Here is a 13155-nt window from a genome sequence, read left to right as displayed (position 1 = left end):
TGAACAGTTCTTGAGCAGCAACCTGAAAAGCCAGGTTACTGCTCCAATCCATTCTATTTAATGTTCTGCTTGGCCCGTAAACATTCAAAGAATGTCGAGCCATTATTTATGCAAGCTGTCCCATCAGGGCCAGCTGCCAGCGTCCTTTTTGTTCTTTTAAAGAACTTTTCAGCTCTTCATACTGAGTTCGCATATCCAGTGACTCCCACTGGTTTCTCAACTCTTCAGCCTTTCCTTCAAGCCATTGCTGACGGAATGCATACCACTCTTTCAGCGCCTCCAGCAGTTCCTGGTATTGCTTTTCAAGGTTAGCCAATGCCTGCTCACAGGAAAGTTTCTGCCCTGCCCGTTTAAACTGCATATCTATACGGGCCTTTTCGATTCTGAAATCACTGACCCTTCTTAGCCCCGAAGTCAGCCGGATTTTCGAAGCTGAAAATATCAGCCATTTGATCGGATCAAACTGCCACCAGCGAACGCCGTTCCTGTAGTCTGAAGAAAAAACATGGTGGAAGTTGTGGTAGCCCTCACCCCAGGTAAACAGGGCCAGAAGACCGTTATCCCTGGCAGTATTCTTATCGGTAAATGGACGTTTTCCCCAGATATGAGCCAGTGAGTTAATAAAGAATGTACAGTGGTGACTGAGAACCAGCCGCAGTACTCCAGCTAGAAGAAGGCTGGCCATCACATTGCCACTGAGAAGACCAATTAACAGTGGCACTCCGAAATTCATGGCCAACACAATTGGAATGTAATAGTGGTGCTGCCAGATTACAACAGGATCTTTCTGCAGGTCCTTAATATTGGAAAAATTTCCAACCTCCTTATCGTAACTGCGCAGCATCCAGCCAATATGGGAGAACCAGAACCCTCTTTTGGCCGAGTAAGGATCAAGATCATAATCATCGACATGCTGGTGATGCCGACGGTGGCCTGAGGTCCAGTGCATAATGCTATTCTGGATAGCCATTGCTCCCCACAAAGCAAACCAAAGCCGCAGGCTCCAATGAGCCTTGTAGGCTTTATGTGCCCAGAGACGATGATAACCAGCGGTTATTGCCGTGCCATTAAACATGAGGATCACAACCAGCATGATCCAGTCAAAGACTTCATAGCCATGACTCACTCCATACCAGGGAACCAGCACAACGGCAGCCAGAAATGTAAGAGAAAACAAAAGGTTGGTGACAAGAATAATGGGAGGTTTGGCCTTGCGATCAACGGAAGTCTTCAAGAGATAAACTCCTGCCAGAGTTGTGGAAATCCGGAATCATCAAAACTGCTTTCCTTTTTATAGCCGATTATCACGGACGCTGTATACTGGACGGGCAGAATACACCGAACAACAAGAATCAATATCGGCTGTTGTTATGCTTTATATCTCCAGTATCTCTGGAAAAGGCCGTGGGGTCTTTTCTTCCAAGAAAATCGAGCGGGATACTGTTATTGAACGCTGTCCTGCCGTTGTAATACCCCACAAGGATATTGATCACCTTCGTTCAACAGTACTGAATAACTATTACTTCTGCTGGGGAAGGAACCAGGATCAAGCCGCCATAGCACTCGGGCTTGGTTCAATCTACAACCACTCCTACACCCCAAATGCTCTGTATCGGGTTTGTGAGGACGAAGAAATTATTGAGTTTCTGGCCATCAAGAAAATCCTTCCAAACGAAGAAATCACCATCAATTACAACGGAACGCCTAACGATCAGTCCCCACTATGGAGTGAAGATTCCATTCAGTGGATTAAATAGCTTTCTAGCTCTCGTCTGGAATCGGGTGGGATAAAAATTTGCTGTACACTCTTTTCCGTTCACGGGAAATAACTTTCCCAAGTCATGCACGTTCAATATACAAAAACAGAACAAGGAAAGTGACAGTAGAATTAATGATGTATTTTTAGAAATTATAAGAAGTACTGATAATGAGAGTATGATAAGTGTACAAGTGCGAAATCATTCACTACAAACTAACCCTTTAACAGAAAAAACGCAGGCAATATCCATCCGGGTCTTTGGTCTCAATACCCTTTCTCTCCCTATCAGGTGTGAGAACTTCAGCAGGTATTGTATCCAAAGAGCTTATCAGGTCAGGTAATGATTCAACCTGATAATCCAGGCCCAGAAACCCGGTTTGCACCCCAACCCGATAACGAAAATCATGCTGGCTTTCCGTACCGTGAATATGCTGCAACTCCAGCAGGGTATAAGGCCTTTGCCAAAGCCATTCCCTGATCTCGACCGCATCAATATCAGTACCAGGTGCAGCTTCTCCGTAGCCCGACAAAAAATACAGCGTCATATTACGGCTGGGGACTACCTGACGGGAAAGCAGCTTCATTCCAAGCGCCTTATAAAAAACGAGGCTGGCATCAATATCTTTCACTCGAAGAGTTGAAAGGTTCAAGGAGACTGGGACTCCTGGCAGGCTGTTTGAGCAAGGGTCACAGTTTTGCTTGTTTCCCAGGAAGGTATGCTGAATCAGTTCAATACAGTATCCATCCGGGTCCTGAAGATGGCAAAGATAAGCGACATCCGGCACTTCAAAACAGTCGCCAACAGGAACATCGCAGGCCAAAAGCAGCTGCCTGACCTGGTCAAGGTTGGGTACGGCAATCGAGAACTTCCAATACCCTTCGGCTCGGCTCGGCTGAGGAGCGATTTCCGGGCTGTACTGGTGAGGGTTATAAACCAGCTCCAGCAAAGCAGAACTGGTATTTTCATAAGCGAGAAAGTAATGCTGAGAATCCGCTCTCTCTTCATGAGCCACAAGGCTCATACCAAGTTTCTGGCAATAAAAAACCAGAGATTGTTCAGCATCGGTAATGCATAAACGATGATGCATGATCTTCATCAAACTTCCCCGCTCAGGGAATATTGAGGTTTCATGATGGCGCTCATGAAAACCACTATATCGCTGGTATGCTTATAATTATTTAGCGTTCGCCTTGAACTTCAAAGTCATCGCTGATCAGTCGGGCATGGCCATCAGACTGCACAACCCAGTGCTCACGATGAACGACACCGAATGCTTTATTCATAGTCCATTCCGATGTCAGGATATAACCACCATCTTCAGCCTCTTCCCAGGCTACATTGGTGTAATCTACATCGGCAAAACCCTGGTCAATAATTCCCTGCCAGAACTCCTGAATGGCTTCACGGCCCTGGAATGTTCCAAAAGGACGGGCTTCCATCACTGCATTTTCATCGTATTGTGCAGCACAGCCAATAGCATTCTGGCTGTTAAATGCGCGCTGCCAGGCAGCAATACCAGCTTTACAGGCTTCGAGGGTTTCTTGCTTCTGCATGTGTGCAACTCCAGCACTCTCGTGAATATGGGCAGAAGTGTAGGCTTTACTTTTCAATTGAAAAACAGGAATATTTGAACAGTTTGTTCAATTATATTAAACAGTCTTTAATTTTATGGACAAAGTAAAGAGAAGGTTGCAGCGTCTACCATGAACCGTCTTCGTTATATGTCAGTCTTTGCCCATATTGTCGAGGCTGGCTCCATTACTGCAGCGGCAGATGCGTTAGATCTCTCCAAATCCGTTATCAGCCAGCATCTGAAAGCTCTAGAGCAGGAGCTGGGTCTCCAGCTTTTAAAGAGAACCACCCGCAAGCAGGTGCTGACCCCAGAGGGAAAAACCTTTTACCAGCAGTGCAGGCATTTGAATGGCCTTGTTGATCAGGCATGGGAACAGGTACAGAGTTGCCAGAACACTCCACAGGGGCATATCAGAATCACAGCTTCGGATGCCATGATGAGTTATATCGTGGCACCCGCTATTAGTCAGATGCTGAAACAGTACCCTCTTCTTAAGCCTGAACTTATCAGCAGTGATTCACACCTTAACATCATGACGGCCGGGATTGATCTGGCAATTCGCGTTGGCCAGTCCAAAGATGCTTCATTAAAGCAGCGCAGAATTGGAAGTTTCAGAGATGTTCTTTGCGGTCATCAGCAGATCGTTGAAAATGGTGAGGTTAATGAGGCTGGATATATTGCCAATCACTGGCAGAGCAAAGAGATTCTGCACGAACTGAAACACAGTGAGATGGGTGATCACAAGATTTTTGCCACAACCCCCTCATGCAGAGCCGATTCATTTCATACATGTCTGACCCTGATTCAGTCAGGTGCAGGAATCGGTTTGATTCCAGACTTTGTTATTTCCCAGACAAAGAATCAGCTGCAACCTGTATTTCCTGATTATCAGCTAAAGCCCAACCCGGTCTATGCACTGCATCCCTATGATCAACTGGTTTCGGTCAATGTTAAGGTTTGCCTGCAAGCGATAGAAAACCAACTGGCTAAGAGCTGTATTCCAGCTCTGTAATCACACAGAGCTGGAAGCAAAAGCGCTACAACACTTGACTAAGGAACTGCTGCAAACGTTCAGAGGCGGGATTATCAAAGAACGCTTCCGGTGTATCTTCCACCACCAGTTCACCACTCTCCATAAACATCACCCGGTCTGCGACTTCTTTGGCAAAGCCCATCTCGTGGGTTACAACAACCATGGTCATACCGTGATGAGCCAGTTTCTTCATAACATCCAGAACTTCACCCACCATCTCCGGGTCAAGGGCACTGGTAGGCTCATCGAACAGCATAATCTTTGGTCGCATCGCCAGGGCACGGGCAATCGCAACACGCTGTTGCTGACCACCGGAAAGCTGCGAAGGATAGCGGTCCCTTTTGTCCAGCATTCCAACCTGCTGCAGCAGTTTCTCAGCTCTTTTCTCGGCCTTCTCCCGGGAAATACTACGGACTTTCATTGGTGCCAGACAGATATTGTCCAGAACCGTCAGGTGAGGGAACAGGTTGAACGACTGGAACACCATACCAGCCTCTTCCCGCAGAGCATTCACATTACCCGGCGTGGTCAGAGAAATTCCATCAACAACAATCTCGCCGTCATTAATGGTTTCCAGCTGGTTCAGGGTTCGAAGAAAAGTTGATTTTCCGGAACCACTTGGGCCAACAATTACAACAACTTCACCTTCCAGAATTTCTACATTGATATTTTTCAGGGCGTGAACATTGCCGGGGTAAATCTTCTCTACACCTGATGCAGAAATGATGGGCGTGGACTTAACATCCACAATCTCTTCAGTAAGCTCTTCAGGCTCCGGAGCAGTGACAGCAGTATCATCCAACGTTTGCATATTTGCGCTCCAGTCTGCGAACAAAGAAAGAGAGTATTCCGGTCAGAACCAGATACAACAGGGCGACACTGAACCACACTTCGAAAGGACTGAAGGTAGAGCTCACCACTTCCCGGCCTGCCTTGGTCAAGTCGGTTATTGAGATAACTGACACCAGAGAGGAGTCTTTGATCAGGTTAATAAACTGTCCGGCCAGCGGGGGAAGAACACGCTTAAACGCCTGGGGCAGAATGATATAGTGCATGGTCTGGCCATACCCCATACCCAGACTGCGGCCGGCTTCCATTTGGCCGCTGTGTATGGACTCAATACCTGAGCGCACAATTTCAGCAACATAGGCCCCGGTAAATACCGCCAGGGCTATAACACCGGCCGCAAACCGATCAAGATCAAGAACTGTTCCGATAAAGAAATAGACAATAAAAATCTGCACCAGCAATGGGGTGCCACGAATCACTTCAACATAGAAAACGGACAGATTCTTCAGGGCAGGGTTGGGAGAAATCCGGGCAAGACCTGCCAGTGTTCCCAGGATAATTGCCAGCACACCGGAATAAAGTGAAAGCTCAAGAGTAACCAGCACGCCATCAAGAATCGGACCCAGTGCCCAGTTTTGGTTATAACCCAGAGAGTCTCCGGTAAAAATCACATCGCCATCAGCAACCGTTACCTCTGCCAGACCGGTTACCAGGACTTTTTCATCCGGATCAAAATCATTTACCAGGTAGAGTTCACCATTCTCCTCAATAACCGAGCCGTCAAACTCCGCCATCAGATGATCTTCTGCCTGATAAACCAGATATTGGGGCATTCGCTCCCAGCGCCAAGTGTATTCAATAGACTGCGAGGATTTATAAAAACCCACAGCTATGGCCGCAACAATTAAAAAGAAAATTCCGTGCCACAGCAGTTTATTGGGCTGACGCTCCATCTGCCGGACATGGGATTGATTCAAATTCAGCACGCTAAACTTCCTGCGTTAGTCATTCACTAATGCTCCGGAACACTCCCTCCCCGGAGCAGAGGCCTAAAAAATCAGACAGGTCAGTACCCGGCCGGCTATACAGCACAGCCGAATACCTGTTACTTCAGAGTTGATAACCAGCGATCAGATTCGAACCACTTGGCATACAGACGATCGTAAGTACCATCACCCTTTACCTGGCGCAGAAAGTTATTGAGCCAGTTAATGAAATCCTCATCACCACGACGGACAGCCCAGGCCAGAGGTTCATAGGTGAAAGGTTCACTCAGGAAGGCAACGCGATCAGCATTCTGAGAGGCAAAGATAGAGTTGTAGGGAAGGTCATATACGAAGGCATCCAGCTTGCCATTCAGTACTTCCAGCTTGGCATCGTCCTGGGTTTCAAACTCAAAAATCTCAGCTTTCGGGAAGTAGCGCTTGGCTGCTTCATGACCGGTTGTACCCAGTTTTACTGCCAGCTTGTATTTTGCATCGTTCAGGTCACGAGGTTTTTTAATTTTGCCTGCAAGTTCCTTGCGAAGAACAACTGTCTGACCAATAACGATATAAGGATCAGCAAAATTCACACGCAGGTTTCGCTGTGGTGTCACAGTCATACCCGCCATAATGATATCGAACTTGTCGGTCAGCAGCGCGGGAATAATACCGTCCCAGGCAGTATTCACAAATTCAACTTTAACGCCCATTGCCTTTGCCATCTGCTTGGCAAGATCAACGTCAAAGCCGATGTAATCACCCTTTTTGTTGACCATTTCAAATGGCTGGTAGCCAGTGTCGAAACCTATCCGAATGACGCCACGCTCAATGATTTTATCCAGAATATTGTTGTCTGCAGCGAATGCAGATCCTATAAGTGACAGTGATGCTAAAAGAGCGATAAAAAACTTCTTCATGCTGGTGTTACTCTTAATCTGTTGTTGGAATACTAATAAGGAAATTCCAGTACTATTCGAAATTATTTCCGAGTTTTTTTCTAAAAATTATTACAAGGCGGCACTAATATATCGAAAAGGTATGAAAGTGGCAAAGGGCCATCCCACTCAATCCATCAATCAGATAACGATGAAGAACCCTGGAAATAAACGACCGATTACTTATACAGCTCTGCCACACCCCAAAATTTGGCTATTCATTTATAGCTTTTGTTTTCAGTAAATCCCGAGCATTTATTAACCAAAAGGCCCCAAAATTACAAATATGTCTGAGTTTCTTTTTCCCATAAGTAGAAAAATACAGATTATGAAAGTAATCTGATTTGGCAGGCCTTATTACCTGATTTTCATGGATTATTTATTTTTCTGGTCTTAAAGAATATGTATTCAGGTAATAGTTAAATTAGTCTTCTCTATAGCCTGATTAGACTTAATCAATTATCACAATTCCCTCCTGGCTTGTACTATTTTCACCAGAAGTCAGGCTGGCACAGCTATTCATTAAAGGTTTCTTAAAATGTCTCTTGAAAACCGTATTGGTCAACATGTTCCATCCGTCACTTTCCGGGTTCTAGAAAACAACCAGTGGAAAGATGTAACGACAGATGATCTGTTCAAAAACAAGACTGTTGTAGTCTTCTCTCTGCCTGGTGCATTTACTCCAACCTGCTCCTCCACTCACCTGCCTCGCTACAATGAGCTGGCTCCGGTGTTTAAGGAGAACGGAGTTGACGACATTATCTGCGTATCTGTTAACGATACTTTCGTTATGAACGAGTGGGGCAAAGACCTGCACGCAGAGAACATCACTCTCATTCCAGACGGTAATGGTGAGTTCACCGATGGCATGGGCATGCTGGTAAGCAAGAAAGAGATCGGTTTTGGTGATCGCAGCTGGCGCTACTCCATGCTGGTTAAAGATGGTGTTATCGAGCAGCAGTTTATTGAACCTAATGAGCCAGGCGACCCCTTCAAGGTTTCCGATGCCGACACCATGATGAATCACATTAACCCTGAAGCGGCAGAGCGTCCATTTGCCACTGTTTTCAGCAAGCCGGGCTGCCCATTCTGCCTCAAGGCCAAGGAGATGCTGAAAGAGCACCATATCCAGTTTGAAGAAATTGAACTGGGTAAAGGTATCAGCAACCGCAGCCTGCGCGCTGTAACCGGTCAGCTGACCTGGCCTCAGGTATTTATCAGTGGCAACCATATTGGTGGTGCTGATGACCTTGAAAAGTACCTGGCAAAATAATCCGCACCTTTCCGAAACACTCAGGTTTTCCTGAGTGTTTCACCTTACCGTACTCTTCCCTTCACATCATTTTCAGCCACGCTAAGGCCACAGTCAGCGCATCCCCTTTTGCCGTGTGGCGCTCCAAAACTGGGATATCCAGATCTTCACAGATTTTTTCAAACCGTAGATCAGTAATATGTTCCGGCTGACTATGGAGTTTCTTTCGATAGTAACGATGGGACAGTTCCCGAATAGCATTGGGAAGCTTAAAGCCAAAGTATGTCTGGCAATATCGGCTTAATATTTTCTGATCAAAACGAATGTTATAACCAACCAGAGGCCTGCGCCCGATAAAGCTCAGTAGCTGTTCCAGGGCATCTTTAGGCTGTAATGCGTTCTCAAGATCCTTACCACGAATCTGGTGAACAGGAACCGAATCCGGATTAAGTTCCTTCTCAGGCTGAACCCTGAGCACGAGGGCTTTTCCAGGAAATACCTTTCTTCCCTGAACAGGAATAGCTGCAATTTCCAGAATTTCATTGGTATCAGGATCAAGGCTGCTGGTTTCCAGATCGAGACTGATAAGCTCATCCTCGGGTACCGGTCCAAACAGACGCTGAAAGTCAGCATACTGCCGCCGGTTCTGGAAGTTCAGCCAGCTATAACGCAGTTTTTCCGTAATTGCTGTTTCCATTTTCTCTTCCCCCACTACCCGTCAATATGAAAGTGGTGACGAAGATACTGATGAAACTTTTTCACAGTATGCAGGCAGTGCCGCAGCATATCCCTGCGCCGATAATCCAGTGCATCCAGATCCAGTTCATTGCCATCGCAGCTTTCATCGATCTGCTGTTCAAGGCGTAGCCTGTTCAGAACCAGAAAAGCCTCTTCCAGTTTTGAAGCCCGGTCTGCTTCAAGCTTTCCTGATTTTTTTAAAGCAGCAAGACGATCCATGGTTGAGCGCGCGTTGATCCGCTGTTCCAGACTAAGCGACCGGATGCCATGAACAAGAGGAAAGATTCCCGCTTTTTTCACATCCATTTTATGATCACGACCTTCCTTTATGCGGCCAAAGAAAGTCAGGCGAGTATCAAACTGCAGGGCAGGTGCCACAAAGGTTGAGAGAAAGGATTCCCGCTTACCAATAGCTACATTGAGGTTATCCTGAAACTCATCCATCAGTTGCTCATTTCCAGCAACGGCACGGGCATCGGCCATCATGGCCATTTCCATCATATTTTCCGGGTTGGAGTTATCCATCCAGTGCACTATGCGCTTCTGCCATTCCGATTGCGTCTGCACCCAGTGAGGATTAGACACCATCACATTGCCTTTGCAGCGCGGCCAGCCGCAGGCCAACAGCAGTTTGGTAAAACCTTCCAGAATATGTGCGTCAGGTTTGGGGATGCCATCTGAAATAATCAGGGCATTGTCCTGATCAGTCTTTAATACCTGTTCTCCCCTGCCCTCACTGCCCAACGATAACAGGCAGATTCGATCCTGATATTCGGTTGGAAAATGAAGTTCAAAGAGCCTTTTCAGCAGTTGATCATTGAGAGTGGAAACCAGCTGCATTACAAAACCTGTGCGAACTCCGTTGGAAAACAGACTTCGGGCTTGTTTGTCTATCTCTGGTGACAGATCAATCAACTCATCTACGGTATTGGCCCGCACTATCCGCATGGCCAGCAGGTGGGAATGGTTCGAAGCCAGTGACAGGATCTGGGTCAGATCCATCATTCCTACCAGTTCATCACCCTGAAATACTGTCAGCCTTTCTATACGACGCTGAGTCATTATCAACAGCGCATTAAAAAGATAGTCACCCAGCTCAATACTGATTAAGGGGGCAATTGCTATAGAGCCGACCTCGCAGGAAAGAGGTTTCTGATGAATAGCCAGGGCGCGCAGCAGGTCTGTTCGGGTAACAATACCCAGCCCTGATTCGGAGGGAGCCAGATCAACCAGAAGAGCATCCAGATGTTCATCTTCCAGAATCCTGACAGACTCGGCCAGAGAAAGATGACCCGAAACTGTTTTTGCCGGGCGACAGTGGTTGCGCTCAATTCGGCTTAACAGGAAATCAGCAATTTCCGGACGGGAATCCTCGTGAAGCCGATGATATTTTTCACTCAGATCAGCCTGCAAACCTTCACGGAAAGCCTTGTTATCTTCGCAGAAGCGCAGGAACAAACCTGCGGGCACTTCCTGCACCAGTGATTCTTCCAGACAGATATATTCATGCCTGACTTTGCCATCTACAAGGCCACGCACATCAAAAAGATCATCCTCGGCATAATGTGCATAGATTTTCTGTTTATCTTTATAGTGCCTTTCTTCAATCACACCTTTCTGAACAATCATCAGGGACTGGGCTTCAGATCCGGCCTTCAGCAGTTTTTCTCCCGGTTTATACCAGCTGAGAGAAGCTGCCTTAATAAGCTGAAGACGCTGCTCCTCTGTCAGAACATCGAAAGGAGGCTGCTGAAAACGTGCCTGATAATTCATGACCATTCTCTTTTTTTACCTTGGAAATGGCTGTTTATTTCGTCATTAGCGTTGCAAGGACTGAAAAGCAAAAGAGCCCATAAGGGCTCTTTTGCAGTCTTTCTACATCTTCAGGATGCTGGATTAAGCCCTTGCAGGTTCGCCAGCTTCCCCTTCAACACGGGCACCGGCGGCACCCTTGCTGGTTGGTACACGGATATCTTCCACCATGTCCTGAATCTCCTGAGGCGGAGCCTTGGTCAGGTGGCAGATCACGATGGATACCGCAAAGTTCAGCATCATACCGATAGTACCAATACCTTCTGGAGAGACACCGAACAGCCAGTTATCTGCAGAGTTGGCACCGGGATTGATGAACTTGAAGTACACGATATAGCTGAAGGTAAATACCAGACCAACAATCATACCGGTCACTGCACCTTCCTTGTTCATGCGCTTGTAGAAGATACCCATCAGAATGGCCGGGAAGAACGATGCCGCAGCCAGACCGAAGGCAAATGCCACCACCTGCGCCACAAAGGCGGGTGGATAAATACCGAACAGACCGGCAATCACAATCGCCACGGCTGCTGCGCCACGAGCAGCCAAAAGCTCCTGCTTATCGGAGATATTTGGCATCAGGTTACGCTTGAGCAGGTCGTGTGAGATTGAAGTTGAGATAACAAGCAACAGACCCGCCGCAGTTGACAGTGCTGCCGCCAGACCACCAGCAGCAACCAGTGCGATTACCCAGCCAGGTAGCTGTGCAATCTCCGGGTTGGCCAGCACCATAATATCTCGGTCAACATAAAGCTCATTGTTGTTTGCAGTCGGGTTATTGGCGACCAGTCGCTCACCGTTCGCGCCACGCTCATCAGTGAACTGCGGCTTGCCTTCCATAGGCTTGCCAGGATGGTATTGAATCTTGCCGTCATTGTTTTTATCCGTCCATGCGATAAGGCCAGAGTTTTCCCAGTTGGCAAACCAGTCTGGCAGATCCTTGTATGACGCTTCACTCACCGTGTTCAGCAGGTTAATCCGGGCAAAGCTGGCAACCGCAGGTGCTGTGGTGTACAGAACCGCAATAAACAGCAGGGCATAACCGGCAGACTTCCGTGCATCCCGCACAGTCGGCGTGGTAAAGAAACGTACGATAACGTGTGGCAGGCCAGCCGTACCAACCATCAGAGCCATGGTGATAAAGAACATATCAATGGTCGATTTGCTGCCATCTGTGTACTGGGCAAAGCCAAGTTCTTCCGACAAGCCATTGAGTTTCTCAAGCACCGACATTTCCGTACCAACAACATTGGAGCCAAAGCCCAGCTGAGGAATCGGGTTACCGGTAATCATCATGGAGATGAAGATGGCAGGCACCATAAAGGCGAAGATCATCACACAGTACTGGGCCACCTGGGTGTAGGTAATGCCTTTCATACCGCCGAGTACGGCGTAAACAAATACAATCGCCATACCGATCATAACGCCGATATTAATATCCACTTCCAGATAACGGGAGAATACGATACCCACACCACGCATCTGACCCGCCACATAAGTAAACGAGATAAAGATGACGCAGACAACGGCCACCACACGGGCCAGCTGGGAGTAGTAACGCTCACCAACAAAGTCGGGAACCGTGAACTTTCCGAACTTCCGGAGATATGGAGCCAGGCACATGGCCAGCAGTACATAACCACCGGTCCAGCCCATCAGGTACACCGCGCCATCACGGCCGACAAACGAGATGATACCCGCCATCGAGATAAATGACGCCGCCGACATCCAGTCAGCACCGGTTGCCATGCCGTTGGCAATGGGGTGAACACCTTTGCCCGCCACATAGTATTCACCTGTGGAACCGGCCCGCGAGCGAATGGCGATATAGATATAAAGTGCAAATGACGCGCCTACAAAAAGGTAGGTCAGCATTTCTGTACTCATGCTTACTCTCCCTCTTCAGCCACGTTGTATTTGCGATCCAGACGATTCATCTGCCACACATAGACAAAAATCAGTGCAACAAAGGTGTAAATCGACCCTTGCTGAGCAAACCAGAAGCCCAGCGGGAAACCACCGACGACGAATTTGTCGAGTTCATCCACAAAGAGAATGCCGCAGCCAAACGAGACCGCGAACCAGACGCATAACAGGGTGAGCAGCACCCTTAGGTTTTCTTTCCAGTAAGCGGCCGCCGCCGCCTTACCATCACTCATAGGAAGGTCTCCCGCTGTTATTATTATTCTTGGGTTTGATAATGCGTTATTGTCACAGGGTCGAGTGCTACCCTAACAGCGAGTCCGACGAACGTCTCTTAGACTTTTGGCTAATAGACTT

The 13155-nt window shown here is 47.5% G+C and carries 13 protein-coding genes; 3 read left to right on the top strand and 10 right to left on the bottom strand.

Features of this window, described 5'->3' with window-relative positions:
* Nucleotides 1-106 precede the first annotated feature (106 nt).
* Nucleotides 107-1234, bottom strand: coding sequence for an acyl-CoA desaturase (locus tag M3P05_RS11950; protein ID WP_249699894.1), 1128 nt, complete (start codon nt 1232-1234; stop codon nt 107-109).
* A gap of 136 nt (nt 1235-1370) precedes the next feature.
* Here M3P05_RS11950 and M3P05_RS11945 point away from each other — a divergent pair, with 136 nt between their 5' ends.
* Nucleotides 1371-1757, top strand: a complete 387-nt coding sequence (locus M3P05_RS11945; RefSeq protein ID WP_249699893.1) for an SET domain-containing protein — start codon at nt 1371-1373, stop codon at nt 1755-1757.
* Between the two features lie 223 nt (nt 1758-1980).
* Here M3P05_RS11945 and M3P05_RS11940 read toward each other — a convergent pair whose 3' ends face one another.
* Nucleotides 1981-2856, bottom strand: a complete 876-nt coding sequence (locus M3P05_RS11940) for a VOC family protein (protein ID WP_249699892.1) — start codon at nt 2854-2856, stop codon at nt 1981-1983.
* 82 nt (nt 2857-2938) lie between these two features.
* The gene (locus tag M3P05_RS11935; protein ID WP_249699891.1) at nt 2939-3313 is read right to left on the bottom strand and encodes a nuclear transport factor 2 family protein; all 375 of its coding nucleotides are present in this window, start codon (nt 3311-3313) and stop codon (nt 2939-2941) included.
* Nucleotides 3314-3463: 150 nt separating this feature from the next.
* Between M3P05_RS11935 and M3P05_RS11930 the strand changes: the two genes are divergently transcribed.
* Nucleotides 3464-4345 (top strand): LysR substrate-binding domain-containing protein, encoded by an 882-nt coding sequence (locus M3P05_RS11930; protein WP_249699890.1) that lies wholly within the window; start codon nt 3464-3466, stop codon nt 4343-4345.
* A 25-nt stretch (nt 4346-4370) separates the two neighbouring features.
* Here the strand turns inward: M3P05_RS11930 and M3P05_RS11925 are convergent, their stop codons facing one another.
* From M3P05_RS11925 to M3P05_RS11915, 3 genes are all read right to left on the bottom strand, one after another.
* The gene (locus tag M3P05_RS11925) at nt 4371-5114 is read right to left on the bottom strand and encodes an amino acid ABC transporter ATP-binding protein (protein ID WP_456299643.1); all 744 of its coding nucleotides are present in this window, start codon (nt 5112-5114) and stop codon (nt 4371-4373) included.
* A 46-nt stretch (nt 5115-5160) separates the two neighbouring features.
* On the bottom strand, nt 5161-6141 hold the full coding sequence (locus M3P05_RS11920) for an amino acid ABC transporter permease (protein WP_249699889.1): 981 nt from the start codon (nt 6139-6141) through the stop codon (nt 5161-5163).
* A gap of 119 nt (nt 6142-6260) precedes the next feature.
* The gene (locus M3P05_RS11915; RefSeq protein ID WP_249699888.1) at nt 6261-7055 is read right to left on the bottom strand and encodes a transporter substrate-binding domain-containing protein; all 795 of its coding nucleotides are present in this window, start codon (nt 7053-7055) and stop codon (nt 6261-6263) included.
* 556 nt (nt 7056-7611) lie between these two features.
* Between M3P05_RS11915 and M3P05_RS11910 the strand changes: the two genes are divergently transcribed.
* A complete protein-coding gene (locus tag M3P05_RS11910; protein ID WP_249699886.1) occupies nt 7612-8346 on the top strand; it encodes a glutathione peroxidase in 735 nt (244 codons plus the stop codon).
* Nucleotides 8347-8407: 61 nt separating this feature from the next.
* On the opposite strand, the gene M3P05_RS11905 is transcribed toward M3P05_RS11910, so the two are convergent.
* The 4 genes from M3P05_RS11905 to M3P05_RS11890 all read right to left on the bottom strand — a co-directional run bounded on the left by M3P05_RS11905 (nt 8408) and on the right by M3P05_RS11890 (nt 13034).
* Entirely contained in the window at nt 8408-9022 is a 615-nt protein-coding gene (locus M3P05_RS11905) for a 3'-5' exonuclease (RefSeq protein WP_249699884.1), read from the bottom strand.
* Nucleotides 9023-9036: 14 nt separating this feature from the next.
* Nucleotides 9037-10836, bottom strand: coding sequence for a DUF294 nucleotidyltransferase-like domain-containing protein (locus M3P05_RS11900; protein ID WP_249699882.1), 1800 nt, complete (start codon nt 10834-10836; stop codon nt 9037-9039).
* Between the two features lie 123 nt (nt 10837-10959).
* On the bottom strand, nt 10960-12762 hold the full coding sequence (locus M3P05_RS11895; RefSeq protein ID WP_249699881.1) for a sodium:solute symporter family protein: 1803 nt from the start codon (nt 12760-12762) through the stop codon (nt 10960-10962).
* A 2-nt stretch (nt 12763-12764) separates the two neighbouring features.
* Nucleotides 12765-13034 (bottom strand): DUF4212 domain-containing protein, encoded by a 270-nt coding sequence (locus M3P05_RS11890; RefSeq protein ID WP_249699880.1) that lies wholly within the window; start codon nt 13032-13034, stop codon nt 12765-12767.
* Between the last annotated feature and the right edge of the window lie 121 nt (nt 13035-13155).

The sequence above is a fragment of the Parendozoicomonas callyspongiae genome, from assembly GCF_023502345.1.
Taxonomy (GTDB): domain Bacteria; phylum Pseudomonadota; class Gammaproteobacteria; order Pseudomonadales; family Endozoicomonadaceae; genus Sansalvadorimonas; species Sansalvadorimonas callyspongiae.
The sequence above is the reverse complement of the archived record's forward strand: the minus strand, read 5'-3'. Positions and strand labels throughout refer to the sequence as shown.

Bases quoted from the DNA above. Each gene is read 5' to 3' on its own strand.
- M3P05_RS11935 (WP_249699891.1), bottom strand. From the start codon at position 3,313: ATGCAGAAGCAAGAAACCCTCGAAGCCTGTAAAGCTGGTATTGCTGCC.
- M3P05_RS11900 (WP_249699882.1), bottom strand. From the start codon at position 10,836: ATGAATTATCAGGCACGTTTTCAGCAGCCTCCTTTCGATGTTCTGACA.
- M3P05_RS11945 (WP_249699893.1), top strand. From the start codon at position 1,371: ATGCTTTATATCTCCAGTATCTCTGGAAAAGGCCGTGGGGTCTTTTCT.
- M3P05_RS11890 (WP_249699880.1), bottom strand. From the start codon at position 13,034: ATGAGTGATGGTAAGGCGGCGGCGGCCGCTTACTGGAAAGAAAACCTA.
- M3P05_RS11905 (WP_249699884.1), bottom strand. From the start codon at position 9,022: ATGGAAACAGCAATTACGGAAAAACTGCGTTATAGCTGGCTGAACTTC.
- M3P05_RS11910 (WP_249699886.1), top strand. From the start codon at position 7,612: ATGTCTCTTGAAAACCGTATTGGTCAACATGTTCCATCCGTCACTTTC.
- M3P05_RS11915 (WP_249699888.1), bottom strand. From the start codon at position 7,055: ATGAAGAAGTTTTTTATCGCTCTTTTAGCATCACTGTCACTTATAGGA.
- M3P05_RS11930 (WP_249699890.1), top strand. From the start codon at position 3,464: ATGAACCGTCTTCGTTATATGTCAGTCTTTGCCCATATTGTCGAGGCT.
- M3P05_RS11895 (WP_249699881.1), bottom strand. From the start codon at position 12,762: ATGAGTACAGAAATGCTGACCTACCTTTTTGTAGGCGCGTCATTTGCA.
- M3P05_RS11940 (WP_249699892.1), bottom strand. From the start codon at position 2,856: ATGAAGATCATGCATCATCGTTTATGCATTACCGATGCTGAACAATCT.